At 67.3% G+C, this 18,365-nt stretch carries 21 protein-coding genes; 11 read left to right on the top strand and 10 right to left on the bottom strand.

Translation table 11 applies throughout. The features are described from left to right. The first annotated feature begins 33 nt into the window (after nucleotides 1-33). Genes QOC76_RS22895 through QOC76_RS22880 form a run of 4 tightly spaced genes read left to right on the top strand, consistent with a single transcriptional unit; the run spans nucleotide 34 to nucleotide 4,586 of the window. Nucleotides 34-861, top strand: coding sequence for a cytochrome c biogenesis CcdA family protein (locus QOC76_RS22895; RefSeq protein WP_526360702.1), 828 nt, complete (start codon nucleotides 34-36; stop codon nucleotides 859-861). Beyond that, nucleotides 858-2,429: a cytochrome c biogenesis protein ResB gene (gene resB, locus QOC76_RS22890; RefSeq protein WP_526360698.1), complete on the top strand. Its 1,572-nt coding sequence runs from the start codon at nucleotides 858-860 to the stop codon at nucleotides 2,427-2,429. Before QOC76_RS22895 ends, resB begins: the two co-directional genes overlap by 4 nt. A gap of 38 nt (nucleotides 2,430-2,467) precedes the next feature. Next, entirely contained in the window at nucleotides 2,468-3,475 is a 1,008-nt protein-coding gene (ccsB, locus tag QOC76_RS22885; protein WP_526360696.1) for a c-type cytochrome biogenesis protein CcsB, read from the top strand. Between the two features lie 13 nt (nucleotides 3,476-3,488). Beyond that, nucleotides 3,489-4,586, top strand: coding sequence for a MinD/ParA family ATP-binding protein (locus QOC76_RS22880; RefSeq protein WP_526360693.1), 1,098 nt, complete (start codon nucleotides 3,489-3,491; stop codon nucleotides 4,584-4,586). Nucleotides 4,587-4,599: 13 nt separating this feature from the next. Here the strand turns inward: QOC76_RS22880 and QOC76_RS22875 are convergent, their stop codons facing one another. Next, complete coding sequence (locus QOC76_RS22875) at nucleotides 4,600-4,764, bottom strand: hypothetical protein (RefSeq protein ID WP_526360691.1); 165 nt, start codon at nucleotides 4,762-4,764, stop codon at nucleotides 4,600-4,602. 50 nt (nucleotides 4,765-4,814) lie between these two features. Here QOC76_RS22875 and QOC76_RS22870 point away from each other — a divergent pair, with 50 nt between their 5' ends. Together QOC76_RS22870 and QOC76_RS22865 are read left to right on the top strand one after the other, a co-directional pair. Continuing rightward, entirely contained in the window at nucleotides 4,815-5,123 is a 309-nt protein-coding gene (locus tag QOC76_RS22870; protein ID WP_526360689.1) for a DUF4229 domain-containing protein, read from the top strand. An 8-nt stretch (nucleotides 5,124-5,131) separates the two neighbouring features. Then, complete coding sequence (locus QOC76_RS22865) at nucleotides 5,132-6,163, top strand: aminotransferase class V-fold PLP-dependent enzyme (RefSeq protein ID WP_526360687.1); 1,032 nt, start codon at nucleotides 5,132-5,134, stop codon at nucleotides 6,161-6,163. 6 nt (nucleotides 6,164-6,169) lie between these two features. On the opposite strand, the gene QOC76_RS22860 is transcribed toward QOC76_RS22865, so the two are convergent. The 8 genes from QOC76_RS22860 to QOC76_RS22825 all read right to left on the bottom strand — a co-directional run bounded on the left by QOC76_RS22860 (nucleotide 6,170) and on the right by QOC76_RS22825 (nucleotide 13,411). Continuing rightward, nucleotides 6,170-6,970, bottom strand: coding sequence for a class II aldolase/adducin family protein (locus QOC76_RS22860; protein WP_526360685.1), 801 nt, complete (start codon nucleotides 6,968-6,970; stop codon nucleotides 6,170-6,172). A gap of 26 nt (nucleotides 6,971-6,996) precedes the next feature. Beyond that, nucleotides 6,997-7,725 (bottom strand): hypothetical protein, encoded by a 729-nt coding sequence (locus QOC76_RS22855; protein ID WP_526360683.1) that lies wholly within the window; start codon nucleotides 7,723-7,725, stop codon nucleotides 6,997-6,999. Further along, nucleotides 7,725-8,669 (bottom strand): vWA domain-containing protein, encoded by a 945-nt coding sequence (locus QOC76_RS22850; RefSeq protein ID WP_526360681.1) that lies wholly within the window; start codon nucleotides 8,667-8,669, stop codon nucleotides 7,725-7,727. The genes QOC76_RS22855 and QOC76_RS22850 overlap by 1 nt, the downstream gene beginning before the upstream one ends. Continuing rightward, on the bottom strand, nucleotides 8,666-9,667 hold the full coding sequence (locus tag QOC76_RS22845; RefSeq protein ID WP_526360679.1) for a vWA domain-containing protein: 1,002 nt from the start codon (nucleotides 9,665-9,667) through the stop codon (nucleotides 8,666-8,668). Before QOC76_RS22845 ends, QOC76_RS22850 begins: the two co-directional genes overlap by 4 nt. Further along, complete coding sequence (locus QOC76_RS22840; protein WP_526360677.1) at nucleotides 9,658-10,131, bottom strand: hypothetical protein; 474 nt, start codon at nucleotides 10,129-10,131, stop codon at nucleotides 9,658-9,660. The genes QOC76_RS22845 and QOC76_RS22840 overlap by 10 nt, the downstream gene beginning before the upstream one ends. Next, entirely contained in the window at nucleotides 10,121-11,020 is a 900-nt protein-coding gene (locus tag QOC76_RS22835) for a DUF58 domain-containing protein (protein WP_526360675.1), read from the bottom strand. Before QOC76_RS22835 ends, QOC76_RS22840 begins: the two co-directional genes overlap by 11 nt. A 4-nt stretch (nucleotides 11,021-11,024) precedes the next feature. Then, nucleotides 11,025-12,026: an AAA family ATPase gene (locus tag QOC76_RS22830; RefSeq protein ID WP_526360673.1), complete on the bottom strand. Its 1,002-nt coding sequence runs from the start codon at nucleotides 12,024-12,026 to the stop codon at nucleotides 11,025-11,027. Nucleotides 12,027-12,157: 131 nt separating this feature from the next. Further along, nucleotides 12,158-13,411, bottom strand: a complete 1,254-nt coding sequence (locus tag QOC76_RS22825; protein ID WP_526360671.1) for a sulfotransferase — start codon at nucleotides 13,409-13,411, stop codon at nucleotides 12,158-12,160. Between the two features lie 50 nt (nucleotides 13,412-13,461). On the opposite strand from QOC76_RS22825, the gene QOC76_RS22820 reads away from it, so the two are divergent. Together QOC76_RS22820 and QOC76_RS22815 are read left to right on the top strand one after the other, a co-directional pair. Continuing rightward, nucleotides 13,462-14,037, top strand: coding sequence for a TetR/AcrR family transcriptional regulator (locus tag QOC76_RS22820; RefSeq protein WP_526360669.1), 576 nt, complete (start codon nucleotides 13,462-13,464; stop codon nucleotides 14,035-14,037). 5 nt (nucleotides 14,038-14,042) lie between these two features. Further along, a complete protein-coding gene (locus QOC76_RS22815) occupies nucleotides 14,043-15,146 on the top strand; it encodes a DUF1214 domain-containing protein (protein WP_526360700.1) in 1,104 nt (367 codons plus the stop codon). Nucleotides 15,147-15,150: 4 nt separating this feature from the next. Here QOC76_RS22815 and QOC76_RS22810 read toward each other — a convergent pair whose 3' ends face one another. Next, on the bottom strand, nucleotides 15,151-16,020 hold the full coding sequence (locus QOC76_RS22810) for a 1,4-dihydroxy-2-naphthoate polyprenyltransferase (protein ID WP_526360667.1): 870 nt from the start codon (nucleotides 16,018-16,020) through the stop codon (nucleotides 15,151-15,153). Between the two features lie 90 nt (nucleotides 16,021-16,110). Between QOC76_RS22810 and QOC76_RS22805 the strand changes: the two genes are divergently transcribed. Genes QOC76_RS22805 through QOC76_RS22795 form a run of 3 tightly spaced genes read left to right on the top strand, consistent with a single transcriptional unit; the run spans nucleotide 16,111 to nucleotide 18,127 of the window. Next, the gene (locus QOC76_RS22805) at nucleotides 16,111-16,323 is read left to right on the top strand and encodes a hypothetical protein (protein WP_526360665.1); all 213 of its coding nucleotides are present in this window, start codon (nucleotides 16,111-16,113) and stop codon (nucleotides 16,321-16,323) included. Beyond that, on the top strand, nucleotides 16,320-17,099 hold the full coding sequence (locus QOC76_RS22800) for an S-methyl-5'-thioadenosine phosphorylase (RefSeq protein ID WP_526360663.1): 780 nt from the start codon (nucleotides 16,320-16,322) through the stop codon (nucleotides 17,097-17,099). The genes QOC76_RS22805 and QOC76_RS22800 overlap by 4 nt, the downstream gene beginning before the upstream one ends. Then, nucleotides 17,096-18,127 (top strand): NAD-dependent epimerase/dehydratase family protein, encoded by a 1,032-nt coding sequence (locus QOC76_RS22795; protein WP_526360661.1) that lies wholly within the window; start codon nucleotides 17,096-17,098, stop codon nucleotides 18,125-18,127. Before QOC76_RS22800 ends, QOC76_RS22795 begins: the two co-directional genes overlap by 4 nt. Nucleotides 18,128-18,365: the final 238 nt, after the last annotated feature.

The following is an 18,365-nucleotide window of genomic DNA, read 5'->3' as shown; positions in this document are numbered from 1 at the left end:
GCAGCGGGTGGCCGCAGAGCCGGCTCCGCGGACATGACCGGCTTCGGTGAGATCGCCGCTGCCGGACCGGTTCTGGCGGCGGTTGGCGTATCGGTGCTCGCCGGGCTGGTGTCGTTCGCGTCGCCGTGCGTCGTTCCGCTGGTTCCGGGCTACCTGTCATACCTCGCCGCGATCGTCGGCGTCGAGGAAGAACCGCGCGTGGCACGCCCAAACTCACGTTTGGGCGAGAATGTTCGAGAGGAACCCGCCGAAACGTCGATCTCGACGAGTGGCGCGCGGCTCCGCGTTGTGGGGGCGGCGTTGCTCTTCGTGGCCGGCTTCACCGCGGTGTTCGTCCTCGGCACCGTCGCGGTGCTCGGCGTGACGGGCGCGCTGGTCACCAATCAGTTATTGCTGCAACGCATCGGCGGGGTCATCACCATCCTCATGGGCCTGGTATTCGTCGGCCTTATCCCGTTGTTGCAACGCGACACCCGGTTCGCGCCACGGCAGCTGTCGACGATCGGGGGCGCGCCGCTGCTCGGCGCGGTGTTCGCGCTCGGCTGGACGCCGTGTCTCGGCCCGACGCTGACCGGGGTGATCGCGGTCGCATCCGCCACCGAAGGCGCCAACGTCGCCCGCGGTGTGCTGCTGGTGATCGCCTATTGCCTCGGCTTGGGCATCCCGTTCGTGCTGTTGGCGTTCGGTTCGGCGCGTGCCGTGCAGGGCCTCGGCTGGCTGCGAAGGCACACCCGGCAGATCCAGATCTTCGGCGGTGTGCTGCTGATCCTTGTCGGCACCGCGTTGGTCACCGGCGTGTGGAACGACTTCGTGTCGTGGGTGCGCGACGCGTTCGTCAGCGACGTGAGGCTCCCGATATGAGCCGCATCCTGGCGATTGCTCGCAACACCTGGCGCACGCTGACGTCGATGGGCACGGCGCTGGTGCTGCTGTTCCTGCTTGCGCTGGCCGCGATTCCGGGCGCCCTGCTACCGCAGCGCAGCCTCAATGAAGCAAAGGTCGAGCAGTACATTGCCGAGCATCCGACGATCGGGCCCTGGCTGGATCGGTTGCAGGCCTTCGAGGTGTTCTCCAGCTTCTGGTTCACCGCCATCTACGTGTTGCTGTTCGTCTCGCTCGTCGGCTGCCTGACCCCGAGGCTGGCCGAGCACATCAAGAGCATGCGGGCCACCCCCGTTGCGGCGCCGCGCAACCTCAGTCGGCTGCCCAAACACCACACCGTCGAGGTGTCGGGCGAGCGCGACGCGGTCGCCGCCGCGGTATCGGACAAGCTGAGCGGATGGCGACGCGTCACGCGCACCGAGGACGACGCCGTCGAAATCTCCGCCGAAAAGGGCTTTCTGCGCGAGTTCGGCAACATCGTCTTCCACTTCGCCCTGCTCGGCCTGCTCGTCGCGGTGGCTGTCGGCAAGCTGTTCGGCTACGAGGGCAACGTCATCGTGGTCGCCGACCGCGGGCCGGGCTTCTGCTCGGCGTCGCCTGCCGCCTTCGACTCGTTCCGCGCGGGAAACACCGTCGACGGCACCTCGCTGAGCCCGATCTGCTTGCGCGTCAACGATTTCGACGCCCACTACCTGCCGTCGGGGCAGGCGCTGTCCTTCGCCGCCAACATCGATTATCAGGCGGGCGCCGACCTCGACAGCGACACCTGGCGGGCGTACCACCTGAAGGTCAACGAACCGCTGCGCATCGGTGGCGACCGGGTCTACCTGCAGGGCCACGGCTACGCGCCGACGTTCACCGTCACCTTCCCCGACGGGCAGACCCGCACCCAGACGGTGCAGTGGCGGCCGGACGATCAGGTCACGCTGCTGTCGTCGGGCGTGATGCGGTTCGACCCGCCCGGCGGCACCTACCCGAACGCCGACGAACGCCGCAAGCACCAGATCGCGATCCAGGGACTTTTCGCGCCGACGCAACAGCTGCACGGCACCCTGTTGTCGTCGAGCTTTCCTGCGCTCAACGATCCGGCGGTGGCCGTCGACATCTATCGCGGCGACGCGGGACTGGATAGCGGGCGGCCGCAGTCGCTGTTCTCGCTGGACCCGCGGCTCATCGACCAGAAGCGGCTGACCAAGGCGGCACGGGTGAACCTGCCCGCCGGCGAGGAGACCCGGCTCGACGACGGCACGCGGGTGCGCTTCGACGGGGCGGTGCCCTTCATCAACGTGCAGGTCTCCCACGATCCGGCGCAGGTGTGGGTGCTGGTGTCCGCGCTGACCATGATGGCGGGCCTGCTGGTGTCGCTGATCGTGCGCAGGCGCCGGGTCTGGGTTCGGATAGCAGCAGGTGAAGCAGGTACGGTTAGCGTCGAGCTGGGCGGACTCGCTCGCACCGACAACTCCGGTTGGGGCGACGAATTCGAGCGGTTGACGCACCGGCTACTCGACGGGCTCGATGCCGCGGCGCCGTCAAGGGAGAAGGTCTAGAGCATGAACACCGAGCGAGTAGCGCAGGCGGATCGCGCATGAACACCGAGCACATCGACATCGGGTTGGCCCGCTACTCGGACTGGGCCTTCACCTCGTCGGTCGTCCTGCTGGTGATCGCGCTCGTGTTCCTGGCCGTCGAGCTCGCCGCCGTCGGCAGCAGAAAGGTCGCCGACCGCGAACTGGTCGGAGCCGCCCGGGCGGCGACATTCAGTACCGCGGCAGGGAAAGTGAGCGCCGACAGCGCCACTCCCGGCGTCGTGGCCGAAACCCCGCAGCGTCCCTTCGACGAGCGCGTCGGCAGAGCCGGGCTGGTGCTGGTCTACGCAGGCATCGCGGCGCTTCTGGCGTGCATCGCGCTGCGTGGCCTTGCGACCGAGCGGGTGCCCTGGGGCAACATGTACGAGTTCATCAACCTGACCTGCTTCTCGGGTCTGGTCGCAGGCGCGACCGTGCTGCGCCGCCCGCAGTACCGCGCGTTGTGGGTGTTCGTGCTGGTGCCGGTATTGATCCTGCTGACGGTGTCGGGTCGCTGGCTCTACACCAACGCGGCGCCGGTGATGCCCGCGCTGCAGTCCTACTGGCTGCCGATCCATGTGTCGGTGGTCAGCCTCGGCTCAGGGGTGTTCCTGGTCGCGGGCGTGGCCAGCATCCTGTTCCTGGTCAAGATGTCGAAGCTCGGCGCGCCCGATGCCGACGGCGCCGCCGCCCGCATCGTGGCGCGGCTGCCCGACGCGCAGACTTTGGATCGCATCGCCTACCGCACAACAATCTTCGCGTTCCCTGTCTTCGGGTTCGGCGTCATCTTCGGGGCGATCTGGGCCGAGGAGGCCTGGGGTCGCTACTGGGGTTGGGACCCCAAGGAGACGGTGTCGTTCATCGCGTGGGTGATCTACGCCGCATACCTGCACGCCCGCTCGACCGCCGGCTGGCGCGACAAGAAGGCGGCGTGGATAAACGTCGCGGGGTTCATCGCGATGGTGTTCAATCTGTTCTTCATCAACCTCGTCACCGTGGGACTGCACTCGTATGCCGGCGTCGGCTGAGCCGAGCCGTTCAATGAAAAGGGGCTGGCCGTTGTCTGACCATCCATCGCCTGGCTTTAGGTCACAACAGCGGTTCACCGATCCGGCGACCGACGAGGCGCCGCCGCCGGAGTGGACCGATCCCACGCCGCCGACCGGAATTCCGGTCAGCTCGCCGGAGGTGGTGCCGCAGCCGTATCCGGAGCTCTCCACCGCGTCGCTGCTGCGCCAGAACAAGCGGCCGCCGTCGTCCGGCTGGCGACGGTGGCTGTTTCTGGCCTCCGGCAAGCTCATCAACCTCGGCGAAGGCCCGAAGGCCGTCAATCACAACAACTTGCTCGCACAGGTGAACAAGCCTCTGCAGGGCTGCTACCGGATCGCGCTGCTATCGCTCAAGGGTGGCGTCGGCAAGACGACCATCACCGCGACACTCGGCGCGACGTTCGCCTCCATCCGGGGCGATCGGGTGGTCGCGGTCGACGCGAATCCCGACCGCGGCACGTTGAGCCAGAAGGTGCCGCTGGAGACCCCTGCCACAGTGCGTCACCTGTTGCGCGATGCCGAGGGCATCGATCGCTACAGCGACGTCCGCAGCTACACGTCGCAGGGTCCGAGCCGGCTGGAAGTGCTGGCTTCCGAGAGCGACCCCGCGGTGTCCGAGGCGTTCAGCGCCGACGACTACTCCAGGACGCTGGACGTGCTCGAACGCTTCTACAGCCTGGTGCTCACCGACTGCGGCACCGGGTTGATGCACTCGGCGATGGCTTCCGTGCTGGCCAAGGCCGACGTGCTGATCGTCATCAGCTCGGGCTCGGTCGACGGCGCCCGCAGCGCATCGGCGACGTTGGACTGGCTCGATGCGCACGGGCACGAGGACATGGTCAAGAACTCGATCGCGGTGATCAACGCGGTGCGCCCGCGGTCGGGCAAGGTCGATATGCAAAAGGTCGTCGACCACTTCTCCCGCCGCTGCCGGGCGGTGCGGCTGGTGCCGTTCGACCCGCACCTCGAAGAGGGTGCGGAGATCGACCTGGAACGCCTGCGGCGCGAGACGCGCGAGGCGCTCATCGAGCTGGCAGCGGTGGTCGCCGACGGTTTTCCGGGCACACAGCGGATCAACGACCTGTTTTAGGAACCGGGCGCGATTACTTCGGGCGGGGATTGTCCCCGTGTCCGAGCCGCCGCAGGAAATCCGGGTCGTCGTCCGGGCCGATCGTGCGCGTCCTCGGCCGGTTGGCCGTGGCGCGGGTCAGCCGCCAGCCGACGTAGACCAGGCCGGCCAAGACGAGAACGAGGAGCAGAAAAGCCACGCAGAAAACCTCCTTGGTCTGAATATACGCGCCGTCTGTAGGCTCGGGCCGTGCCTGAGTCTCGCCCCGGATCCCGCATGATGATCGACGTGCTGGGCTATACGCTCGCCCGGCTTTTGCTCGTTGTCGTGCTGACCGCAGTGATCTTCGGGGGCGGACATCTGCTCGGGTTACGCGACTTTCCGCTCGCCATCGCCCTGCTGTTCGCGATCGTCATATCGCTGCCGTTGGGCATCTTCCTCTTCGCTCCGCTGCGTAAGCGCGCCACCGCGAGCATCGCGGCGCTCGACGAGCGGCGTCGCCAGGACCGCGAGCAGTTGCAGGCCAGGCTGCGCGGCGACGAGCCGCCCAAGGAGTGACAACAGCCGTGACGCGCGAGGCGTTCGGTGCCGAATTCGTTGGCGCCGAGGGTTTTCTGAATTCGCCGACGTACGGGTTGCCGCCGCAGTTCATGTTCGATGCGCTGCAGGACTGTCTGCGCGCCTGGCAGCTGGGCACGATGGACGTTCCATCGTTCGACGAGTCGGTCAGCGCGGCCCGCACCGGCTACGCAGCGTTGGTCGGCGTGCCTGTCGACACGGTGGCGATGGCGGGAACCGTCTCGTCCGCGCTGGGATTGGTCGCCGCCGCCATCCCCGACGGTGCCCGCGTCGCGACGCTGCCGGGCGAATTCACCAGCACTACTTTTCCGTTCGCCGCTCAGGCGGCGCGCGGCATCACGGTGACCGAACTGAGTTCTGACGAATTGGTGACGACCGCCACTGCGTACGACGTGGTGACAGCGAGCCTGGTGCAGTCGGCGACCGGCGCGGTCTTGGACGTCGACACGTTGCGGGCGACCGTGGCGGGGACGAACACGCTGACCGTCATCGACGTCACACAGGCGCTGGGTTGGATGAATGTCGAGCTGTCGTGGGCCGACGTCACCGTCGCGGCCGTGTACAAGTGGCTGCTTGCGCCGCGGGGGACGGCCTGGATGTCGCTGAGCGACCGCATCTCGAACACGATCACCCCGCACGCCGCCAACTGGTACGCGGGGGTGCAGCCGTGGTCGACGATCTACGGGCTGCCGCTGCGGCTGGCCGAGAGCGCGCGCCGGTTCGACGTGTCGCCGACCTGGTTCAGCGCGCTGGGGTCGGGCATGACTCTGCCGTGGATGGCGTCGCTGGACCGGGCCGCGGTGGAGGCGCATGCGCTGCGGCTGGCGTCCCGTTTGCGCACCGAACTCCGGCTGCCGCCAGAGCGTTCGGCGATCGTCTCGATACCGACGGCGGCCGCAGGCAAGCTCAAGGACGCCGGAATCCGGGCGTCGATCCGCGCCGGCGCCATCCGCGTCGGCTTCCACCTGTACAACACAGAGTATGACTTGGATCGGTTGCTCGACGTGCTGCGCTCGTGATGGCGGTCAGTCGAAGAGGTCCGGCTGTTCGCGAGTGATGCGCGCTAACAACGGCTGGAAACTGAACCAGCCCGCGAAGTGTGTACCGACTTGGCCCGCAGTGTGTTTGGCCATCGCCGGCTCGATCTGCACCGGGGTTCCGGCGGCCTCGGCCAACAGCTGAGCCTGGCAGGACCGCTCCATCGTGATGAACCACCACGCCGCCTCGTCAACCGAGTGCCCGACGGTGAGCAGCCCGTGGTTGCGCAGGATGACGGCCTTGGAGTCGCCCAGTTGGTGTGCGATGCGCTTGCCCTCTTCGAGGTCGAGCACCACGCCGGAGTACTGGTCGAACAGCGCGTGGTCGTCGTAGAACGCGCACGCGTCCTGGGTGATGGGGTCGAGGAGCCTGCCGAGCGTGGACCAGGTCTTGCCGTACACCGAGTGCGAGTGGGCGGCGCTGACGACGTCGGGGCGGGCCGCGTGCACCTGCGAATGGATCGCGAACGCGGCTTGGTTCAACGGTCGGTCGCCGTCGACGACCGTGCCGTCGTGACGCACCAGCATCAGGTCGCTGACCCGGATGTGCCCGAAGTGCATGCCGAACGGATTCACCCAGAAGTGGTCGGCGAGCTCGGGATCGCGGGCGGTGATGTGGCCTGCGACGCCCTCGTCGAAGCCGAAGCGGCTGAAGAGGCGAAACGCCGCCGCCAGGTTCTGTTTGCGGTGCAGTCGCTCTTCTTCGACCGTGCGACCCTCCTCGGGGAGAAGCGCAGCGACGTTGCCGCTCGCGAGTCGGCCTGCTTCTTCGGCGGCGTCGTCAGTCATGGGCTGAGGCTACGCGCCGCGACGGTTCAGCCAGCGGCGTCTTGCAGTATCTGCCGAAGCTTGTCGGTCGGGTCACCGGCGCCCGGATCCAGCCGCAGTTCTCCCTGTTGTCCTTCGGGGTCCGACGCGCCTACCGGTGGAGGTGGCGCAGCGGGTGGTGGCGGTGCAGCAGGCGGCGGCGCGGGCGGTAGCGGTGGCGGTGGCGTCGGCTTGTCGAGCCCCGCCAGCTTGGCCTCCAGCCGGGCCGCCGCATCCTTCCTGACCGCCCGGCGTTCGGCGTCCGGATCGGTGTTGTCCGCGAAGCAGCGGCCAGGAGCGTTCTGCACGATCGCCAGCGCACTGCGGTACCGATCGCGGGCCTCATCGGTCCTGCCCTCCCACGCGTCGATGTCGGCTTGGCGTTCGCGCACCAACTCCAGGTTCACCAGCACGGGACAGGTCTGCCCGGCGTCGGTGAGCGCCAGGGCCTCCGAGAACCGTGCGTCGGCCTCGTCGAGCCGTCCCTGCAGGACGGCCAGCGTCCCCGCCGCGAACGGCGCCTTCGCGCGCTCGATCACGTTGACCGCATTGAGGGTCGACGCGTCCCGGTCCAGTGCCTCGCTGTCACCGTCCCGGAAATTCGTGACGGCCGAGTTGCCTGCGACCACAACCGAAATCATCTTGACGGCGGCGAGCAGGGCGACGAGCATCACTGGCGCCGAGAACAACACCAGCCGTCGACGCAACGTCAACCGTGACGGTCTGCGCGAAGCCATCACAGCGCCACGTCCCGTCTGGCCAGCCGCGTGCGGCGGATGTCGCGGATGCCGGCGAACAGCTCGAACAGGAGCAGCACCGAGGCCAGCAGCGTGAACACCCAATACAGTTCGGTGCGCCCGGCGATACCCGTCGCCGTCGTCGCACCGGCGGCCTGTGGTGCGCCGCTGTCCGGAGCGGATTGCGTGATCGGCCCGGCGCCGTCGCGATCGACGAAGGGCACGCCGAGCTGTCCGGCGATCCGGCGCAGTCCTGGTTCGTCTTTACCCGCGCCGTAGCCGTACACCGCACCGCCGTCGACGGAACCCGCGGTCGGATCGAATTCGCCTTGCGGTGCGCGGGAACCGGCTGCGCCCGAACCGAAGTAGAACACCAGGCTCTTGGCGTCGGGATACTGCTGGCCGGCCGCGATCAGCTGATAGCGCAACACGTTCGCCGCGGCCGCCGCGTTGACGTCCTCATCGGCCTCGCTCGCTACATACGGCGCGAGGCTGGCCACCTCGGGCCTCAGGCTCCATGCGTCCTCGGACAGCGGCCAGTCCAACGACGGGCGGGACGCGAACGCAATCAGGGCGAACCGCGCCTGGGGATAGCGATCGATCAGGGCCTCGATGTCGTCGCGGATGCCCGACATTCGCGATTGCCGGTCGCCGTAGTCCTCGACGGCCGAATCCGCCGACCGGTCGACGATGAGGAAGACGTTGGTGTTCTGGCCGGACCGTGCTGCCGCGGCAGCACCGCGTTCCCCGTGCTCGACACCGGGCCGGGCCGCGGCGATGAGGATCAGCAGGACGGCGAGCGTCAGGCCGGACCAGCGCCAGACGGTCGTCCATCGCGCCCCTGCTGTGGTGTGCAGTCGCCGCATGGTGAGCAGCCGCAACGCGATGACCACGACGGCGATCACGAGCAACAGGGCAGCAGGCAGGGCAGGCTGGAACGTCATCGTCTCAGCACCATCACCGATAGGCACAGCAGCAGCGAGGTGATCACGGCGACCGCAAGGGGAACGGCAGGCGCATCACCGAACCAGCCGGTGACGGCCTCATCCGCAGGGGCGCCGGCAGGCGGTGGTCTGTCCCGAATGGCGTCCAGGTCGGCGGTGAGCTCGGTTGCGCGATTCTCGAGCGAAAAGTATCGACCGCCCGACGATTTCGCTATCGACGGCAGCGGACCGGCGTTGCGGCTCGATGAGCTGAGCGCGTTGATCTGGATACCGGCATTGCTCGCCATGCTGGTGACCTGTTCGGCTGTCAGCAGCGATCGCCGGGACTCTTCGGGATCGCGAGTCTGTCCGGAGCCCAGGTAGATGAGCGAACGACGGTGTGAGCTCGTGGAGTCGAACGACGGGAATCCGGTCATACACAGCGCCAGAATGTCCTCGACGCTGGCCGCGTAGTCGACGTAGGACACCGCGGGGGAGAAGGACGCGGTGGCGCCTGCGGGATTGTCGGCCGGCCTCTCGGAGAGCCGGGCGAGGTCGCCGAGCCTGCCCGCGACGAATTGGTAGTCCCGGGTCATCGGAATGACGCGACGATTCGGCGAGGTCAGCCCGATGCGCTGGGTGCCATATGTCCGCGCCTGGTTGGCGAAATAGGTGAGGAAGGCACCGGTGGATTTATCGGTGACCGGTTGAGCGACGCACAGCATGATGTCCTGCGGGGGATCCGTCGCCGCGCTCGACCACCACCATCCGCTCGGGCGAGCGCTGGCCACCACCGCGGTGCCGAACAACAGCCCGAGCAGGACGACGGCGACGACCATGGAGACGAGTCGTGTCCGCGCCATCCGGGCGTACTCGGGTAGCCGCGTGAGCCGCGACGAATTCGCCAGCCGGCGCAGCCGGCGCCGAACCTGCTCCATTGGCATCAGCATCGCCAGCGCGACAGCCGCTGCCAGACAGACGAATCCAACGACAGCGACAGGCCACCACGTCAGGCCCACGAACGGATCAACTCCTCGGCGGTCGAGCCGACCCGGCTGATCTCGACCTGCGACGCGGTGTTGAACTGGGCATCGTTGAAAGCCGCGAACAGCGGAGCCGCCTCGGCAAGGTCGCTGGACCTGATGTCCGCGACGTGCATGTACTGCGCTCGAGCGCAGGTCGCCAGGGCCAGGAAGCTGCGTAGCGTCCGGCTCATCTGGTGACCGGCCTCTGCCGCGGACAGTTCACCCGTTCGGTAGCGCGCGTCGATAGCGCGGATGGCGCGGGAGAATCTGCGCCGCAGCAACTTCGAGTGCAGATTCCGGATCCACGGGATCGACCGGAGGCGGTCGGCGGGCAGTGTCCAGACGAAGACCCCGACATACCAGGCGATGACGACCGACAGCAGCGCCAGCCCGGCCCACAGCCACAACACCGCATACGGCGAAGGACCGATCACGAAGCGCAAGATGTCATCCGGCACGCGTCTGCACCCCCGCACGTGAGGAGGACGCAAAGACTTGACTCATCGCGACCAATCGGGACCGGATCTGTCGGCTGCCGCCGACGGTTGTGTGAGGGATCGCGCGGGTGGTCATGAACTCCTGCAGTTCACGCTTCCGGTTCTCTTCGGCCCGTCGGTAGGCCGCGACGATCCGCGGGCTCAGATTGGCACCGCCGACGACGAATCTGCCGGTCGCGACGTCGTATCCGTCGTCAGTGCCGTCGGGCGTCCCGATTGCGGGCGCATCGGAGACCATCGCCCACATGACGTTGTGCCGACCCGCGAGACGACGGACCACGTCCTCGAGACGGTCGTCTATCTCCGGTTCGTCGGATACCACGACGATGAGCATCGAGTGACGGTAATGCGTTGCCACATACTCCAATTGGCAGAAGATGTCGCTCGGGCCGGGCGTCGCCAGAGTGTGACCGTAGAACCGGTGCAGCATGCTCTCGATGTGGGTTTCGCCGCGGCCCTGCCGGATGTTGACGCAGCCGCGGGTGTCGCCGTACACCATGCCGATCTGGTCGGCGCGGCCAAGAGTGATCAGCCCGATTGCGCCGAGAATGTTGGCCGCGACGTCGATCTTCGCCTCACCGCTGGGCGCCTGGGCGGTCATGTTGCGGCCCGCGTCAGCCACCAGCAGGATCTTGTGGTGCTTCTCGTCGACGAAGCGCTTGATCAACACTGTGCCTGAACGCGCAGACGCCTTCCAGTCGATGTCGCGCACATCGTCGCCCCGAACGTAGGGCCGCAGATCGTCGAATTCCAGGCTGCGACTGTGCAATAGCGCATAGCGGCCGCCTTCGAGCAGCCCGCGGGTGTCCGTGCCGAAGTGCGACCGAGCCTTGTTGAGATGCTTACCCACGTCCTTAAGGCACCCGAACCGCTTGCAGCACTTCGTCGACGATCACCTCGGTGGTAATACCGTTGCTCGCCGCCTCGAAGCCGAGGATCAGCCGGTGCCGGAGAACGCGGTGGGCGAGCGTGGCGATGTCGTCGGGTATGACGTGAGCGCGGCCCGACAGCAACGCGAGGGCGCGGGCAGCCTTGACGAAGGCGATGGTCGCGCGCGGGCTCGCGCCGTACTCGACGAGCCGGGCGAGTTGAGGCGGCAAGAATTGGTCGGGTGCGCGGGTGACGGCGACGAGCTCGCTGGCGTAGCGGGTCAGGGCCCGGTCCATATAGACGTGGCCCACGATGTCCTGCAGACGTCGCACATCGTCCAGTCCGACGACCGGCCTGCTGCGGTGGTTCTTGTCGTACAGCCCGGCGTCCATCCGGTCCATCACCTCGACCTCTTCATCCGCGGAGGGATAGGACAGGACGTCCTTGAGCATGAATCGGTCGGTCTGCGCCTCGGAGAGCGGATACGTCCCTTCCTGGTCGACCGGGTTCTGGGTGGCGATCACCAGGAACGGTTCGGGGATCGGATACACCGTGCCCGCGATGGTGGTCTGCCGTTCCTCCATGGCCTCCAGCATCGCGCTCTGCGTCTTCGCGCTGGAACGGTTGATCTCGTCGAGCAACACGATGTTGGTGTGCACGGGACCGAGTTGGGTGACGAACGAGTTGGTCGCCGACTCGTACACCTGGGTGCCGATGATGTCGCTGGGCAGCAGGTCCGGTGTGCACTGGATGCGCTGGAATCCGCCGTGGATGGATTCGGCGACGACGCGGGCGGCCGTCGTCTTGGCGAGCCCTGGAACGCTCTCGATGAGTATGTGACCGCCTGCGAGCAGGCCGATCAGCAACGACTCGCGCAAATTCTGTTGACCGACGACCTTCGCGGAGAACGCGTCGCCGACGGCGCCTGCGATCCGCTGGGCCTCGGCGATGTCGCGCTGGTCAAGCCGTACCGGTGCTGAGGTCATACTTCCTTTCGGGTTCAGAACGGTTCTGAGTACCCGGACAAGTTGCTCGGCACACTCTCCCCCGCGGGCAGTCGCATGCGCCCGCAACCTCCCAGGATAACGCGGGGCTTCGCGTGTGCTCGCCGTGAAGGTCAGGCGAGGAAACGCTCGACGTACGGGGCGAACGGCTCGCGCAGGTCCTTCTCGGCCAGACCGAACATCTCGGGCGACGTCGCGACCGTCCCGTGCCTGCCACGCTGATGGCCCGCCAGGTAGTCGGCGATCGCCGCGCGCGCGTCGTCGTCGAGATCCTCGCCTGCCTGCTCGTATACCTGCCCGACGACCGCCTGCTCGTCGGCCATGAACTCGTCGAAGCGCACGTCGATCGACCGCTCCTCCGGGATCGTGTCGCGATCGCGGACCAGCGCGCCCAGCATCGACGCGAGACGGTCGTTCCAGGCCGCGGCGATCTCGTTGACGGGCACCGGCGAGCAGTGCATCCGCGCGGAGTAGGTGATCATCGCGAGCATCGACAGCGCCACCGGCGTGGGATCGCGGTGCGTGAAGATCACGAAGACTCCGGGGAACACCCGGTTCAGCACCGGCAGCTGCTCGAGATGTTGCGGCGACTTGAGCAGCCACCGCCTGCCGCCGCGCAGAAACTGCATGGCTTTGAGTTGTGTCTTGAGGTACTCGTAATGCGGGGTCTGATCGTGGGCCATGTAGTAGTCGCGCCAGCGCGGCACGTGCGCCAGCGTCTCGAAGAGCATCGTCGAGAGGTCGTTGGCCAAGAGCTGGATTTCCTCGTGCACGTGGTCGGTCGTCATCTCGTGCATCAGCCGGAAGTGCGGCATCAGGATATCGACAACCTGGACGGCGACATCCATCCGCGTTCTGCGTGGATCGGGCTCGATACCGGCCTCCGTGGGCGACGGGAACGGCTCGCTGCTCTCCCAGTACGGCATGGTGCGGAAGGTCGCAGGCGCGGCCAGAAGGTTGTGCAGATGCGTGGTGCCGGTGCGCGGCAGACCCGCGATGACGATCGGCGGACGTAGGTCGATGTCGTGGATCTCGGGATGCCGCGCGAGCAGGTCGGTCAGCAACAACCGGTTCTTCAGCCACTGCAGTAGCTGGACGTGGTGGTTGACGATCCCGGCCGACTGCATGCCCGCAATATCTTGCAGCGCAGCCAAATACACGTCGAGCCGCTCGCGGTAGTCGTCGTCGCCGAAGTCGTCGAATCCGGTCTCGGCGGCCGCCTTGGCATGCAGGACGTCGGCGTCCAGAGGGCACTCGGGTGCCATCGTCGCCATCATGTCGAGAATCTGTTGCCCGTCCCGGCTGAAGCGCGGCTCAAGGAGGTCGTCGAGGTGGACAACGGCTGCGTTGACGTCGGTCAGTGGCATGTTTTGTCGTCCTCTCGTCCGGAGCGACTTATGTTACTCTGAGTTTCGTAATGACGACAGACCTCGGTCGCCCCCGCGACCCGCGCATCGACGACTCGGTGCTGGGCGCGACCGTCGAGCTGCTGGGCACGTCGGGCTATGCCGACCTCTCGGTCGACGCGATCGCCAAGCGGGCAGGCACCAGCAAGCCTGCGATCTACCGGCGCTGGCCCAGTAAGGCGCATCTCGTGCACGAGGCCGTGTTCCCGATCTCCGAGGCGACCGAGTTGCCCGATACCGGCTCGCTCGAGGGAGACGTGCGCGAGATGGTGCGACGCTCGACGGGCGTGCTCACCACCCCGGCCGCGCGGGCCGCGATGCCGGGACTGCTGGCCGAAATGGCCACCGATCCGAGTCTGCACGCCAAGCTGTTGGACCGGTTCGGCGACGTCATGTCCCGCGGAATGACCGACCGCCTCGAGGGTGCCGTCAACCGCGGTGAGGCCCGGCCCGACGTGACCGCCGTCGATCTGGTCGACGCGATCGCCGGCATGGCACTGATGGCGATCATCACGCGCAACCAAGTACTCGACGACACCTGGGTGGAGCGCACCGCCACCCTGATCACGAAGGGAATCAGTGCATGAGTCCGATGACGAACGCGTCGACCGTCGCATGGCGTGAACTGCTCGAAACGCTTGGTGGCCTTGATGCTTCGTTCCTCGCCGGTGAGCGCGCCGTCACCGACGATCGACACGTCGCGGACGGTTACCGCATGCTCGCGACGACGCTGGGGGTCGCATTCGACACCTACCTGTTCCCCGACCCCAGCCGGCCGCGCTGGGTTGAGGTCAATTCGCCGTCACGGCAGGATCGCCGGTGGGGCGGCGACAACACCGACGCCTACTACTTCATGTGCCCGGTCGACCCGAAGCGGCGCTACCGCATCAGCGGCAACAAGGGCGACAGCGTCTACTTCTCGGTGACCGCCTACAACGAACCGTCGCCGGGCGCCTGGTCGGACCGGATCGTCGCGACCGTCCGTGACGACGACCTCGACATCGACATCGACGGTGACTTCGCCTTCGAACTGGGGCCGACGCCCGATGCGGCTGTGCTGATGACCCGCGACTATCAGGCCAACCCGGACACCGGTCGCCCGGTCAGTTGGCAGATCGAGGCGCTCGACGATCCGAACCCGTTCCGCCACAGCGACGCGGAGACCGCCGCCGCGCTGCGGGCGAGCGCGGCGTGGATGCGGACGATGTTCGCGATCCTGCCGCTGGCCGTCGGCGCACGGGTCGAGGACGCGCACACACTCGGCCACGAGATATCGCAAGCGGCAAACGAATTCGCCGATCCCTACCAGGTGCCGGACGCGAACTTCGGCTGGTCGGCGCGCGACGCCTGCTATGCCTACGGCAGCTTCGTGCTCGAGGACGACGAGGCGCTCATCATCACGCACCGACCGCCGTCGTGCCGGTTCTGGAACCTGGTGGTGTGGAACCAGTTCATGGCCACCCCCGGAGTCAGCGACGCCCGCAGTTCGGTGAACGGCCATACCGCGGTGCCGAACGCCGACGGCTCCGTGACGATCGTGCTTTCGCGCGGCCTCACTACACACCCCAATTCGCTGACGACGCTGGACTATCCGCGCGGCAACCTGGCGTTCCGGTGGTTCCTCGCCGAAGAGGTGCCCGCCCGGCCCGAGGTTCAGTTGGTCAAGGTGGCCGACGCGCCAACCGCCGCGTCGTAGCAGTTCAGCCGAATGCCAACGCGAGCGCGACGGCAATCGACCACACCAGCATCGTCAGCCCGGTGTCGCGCAGCACTGGGATCAACGCCGCGCCGACCGCGCCCGTCCTGATGGGACGCGTGGCGCGCCACGCCAACGGTGCTGCGACAAGCCCAACCGCGCACCATGGCGTGGCAAGCATCAACAGCAGCGTGACGATCAGCGCGACCGCCAAAAGCGCCGTGTAGAGCAACCGGGTGCGGGCATCGCCGAGTCGCACCGCCAGCGTGATCTTGTCGGCTTCCTTGTCAGTGGGAATGTCGCGCAGATTGTTGGCGACCAGCACCGCCGACGACAACGACCCGAGGGCCACCGCAAGCGCAAGGCCGACCCAGTCGACCCGCAGCGCCTGGGTGTACTGCGTGCCCAGAACCGCGACCAGACCGAAGAACACGAACACGGCGACCTCGCCCAGCCCCAGATATCCGTACGGTTTCTTGCCGCCGGTGTAGAGCCATGCGCCCGCAATGCACACGACGCCGACCGCGATCAGCCATGGGGCGCTCACGACGGCCAGCGTCAGGCCGGCCGCAGCGGCCAGCGCGAAGCTCACCATCGCGGCGGTGAGCACCGAACGCGGTGTGGCCAAGCGTGATCCGACCAACCGCAGAGGTCCGGCGCGCACATCATCGGTGCCGCGGATGCCGTCGGAGTAGTCGTTGGCGTAGTTCACGCCGATGATCATTGCGACCGCGACGACCAACGCCAGCAGGGCCCGCCACCACACCGCGCTGTCCAGCCAGGCCGCGGCGCCGGTCCCTGCGATCACGGGGGCGATGGCGTTCGGCAAGGTACGCGGGCGGGCGCCCTCGACCCACTGCGCGACACTGGCCACGAACGCAATCGTTTCATGGCCGCCCGAATGGCGGGCGGAGTGACGACGGACACATTGTTTGGTCCCACTTGCAGCCGAAGACTGATGGGCATGGAAGACCGACTCAGCAAGAGTGAGATTCGCAAGGACGCCCTCCAGGAGACCGTCCAATCGGTCGCTTCGACGGTTGGCGAGGTGGCCTCTATCGTCACCACCGCCGTGAAGGACGTGGCGGGTGCGATCGGCGGGCTGGCCACAGACGTCTTCGAGATCCGGGACGGGGTCCGGCGCGCCGACAAACGCACCGACGACACAATGGAGTGATGCTCGGAGTCATCGGCGGCAGCGGCTTCTACTCGTTCTTCGGCTCGGACGCGCGAAGCGTCAATCTGGACACCCCCTACGGCGAGCCGAGCGCGCCGATCACGGTGGGCACCGTCGGCAACCACGAAGTGGCGTTTCTGCCGCGCCACGGCGTGAAGCACGAGTTCTCGCCGCACACCGTTCCGTACCGGGCCAATATGTGGGCGTTGCGTGCGCTGGGCGTGCGGCGGATCTTCGGGCCGTGCGCGGTCGGGAGCCTGACGCCCGAGCTGGGACCCGGCGCGATGGTGGTGCCCGATCAGCTGGTCGACCGCACCCGAAGCCGCGAGGACACCTACTTCGACTCTGGCGGCATTCATGTCGAGTTCGCCGACCCCTACTGCCCGCTGTTGCGGGCGGCCGTCACCGACCTGCCCGGTGTCGTCGACGGCGGCACCATGGTCGTGGTACAGGGGCCGCGGTTCTCGACACGCGCCGAGAGTCAATGGTTCGCGCGACAGGGCTTCACGCTGGTGAACATGACGGGCTACCCTGAGGCGGTGCTCGCGCGCGAGTTGGAAATGTGTTATGCGGCAATCGCTTTGGTGACCGACGTGGACGCCGGGATCGCCGTGGGGGGTGGAGTGCGGGCGGTGGACGTGTTCGCCGAGTTCGAACACAACCTCGTGCCGTTCAAGAAGCTCGTGCACGAGGCGATCGACCAGGTCACCAAGGAGCGGCTGTGCACCCACTGCCTGCCGCATGAAGGCGTCGAGCTGCCGATCGATCTGCCGTGAGGGTGCTGCTGACCGGCGCGGCCGGCTTCATCGGTTCACGGGTTGGAGCGGCGCTGGCCGACGCCGGCCATGACGTCGTCGCGGTGGATGCGATGTTGCCGGCCGCGCACGGTGAGGGTGCCGAGCTGCCGGAGGGGGTGACGCGGGTCGACGTACGAGACGCCGGTGCGCTCGCCGCACTGCTCGACGGGATCGACGTGGTGTGTCATCAGGCGGCGGTAGTTGGGGCCGGGGTGGACGCGGCGGACGCGCCGTCCTACGGCAGCCACAACGACTATGGCACGTCGGTGCTGCTCGCCGAGATGTTCGCGGCGGGCTGTCAGCGGCTGGTGTTGGCGTCATCGATGGTGGTCTACGGCCAGGGCCGATACAGCTGCGCCGAGCATGGCGTGGTCGACCCGCTGCCGCGCACGCGGGCGGACCTGGACGCCGGAGTGTTCGAGCACCGCTGCCCCGTCGGCGGCGAAGAGCTGATGTGGCAGCTGGTCGACGAGGATGCGCCGCTGCGACCGCGCAGCCTCTACGCGGCGAGCAAGGTGGCGCAGGAGCACTACGCGCTGGCGTGGGTGGAGGCGACGGGCGGATCGGTGGTGGCGCTGCGCTATCACAACGTTTATGGGCCCAACATGCCGCGGGACACGCCGTACTCCGGGGTGGCTGCGATATTCCGGTCGCAGCTCGAAGCGGGTGATGTGCCAAGGGTTTACGAGGACGGCGGGCAGATGCGCGACTTCGTCCACGTCGACGACATCGCCGCCGCGAATGTCGCGGCGGTCGAGGCGGGCATCGGTGGCTTCAACCCGGCAAATGTGTGCTCCGGTAGGCCCATCTCGATTCTGGAAGTGGCGACCGAGCTGTGTGAGGCGCGGGAAGAGTCGTCTCCTGTCGTGACGGGTCAGTACCGCAGCGGCGACGTCCGGCATATCGTCGCCAGTCCGGCGGGTGCGGCGAAGTTGCTGCGTTTTCAAGCAGTTGTTGACCCGCGTGACGGTCTGCGCGAGTTCGCGTACGCGCCTTTACGGGGCTAACCAGCGCGCTTAACCGAATCTGCGCGATCTGGATAGTTCAGGTCGTTTCGTCGTGTTAGCGTTTGCTCGTCTCTGGGGGCTCGCAACCTGCGTCCACCGCACGACTAAGGGGAGGGCTCCCATGGCAGGCAGGCACAGCAAGCGTTCTCGACCGGCGGCCGCGGTTGCGGCTGTAGTGGCGCCAGCGGGGCTGGCCGCTGCGGCAATGGCCGTCACCAGCATGGCGGGGGGCGTCGCC

Source organism: Mycobacterium sp. (assembly GCF_032159565.1).
In the GTDB taxonomy this organism is placed as follows: domain Bacteria; phylum Actinomycetota; class Actinomycetes; order Mycobacteriales; family Mycobacteriaceae; genus Mycobacterium.
Note: the sequence above shows the minus strand (reverse complement) of the source record. Positions and strands in the feature narration are given on the sequence as shown.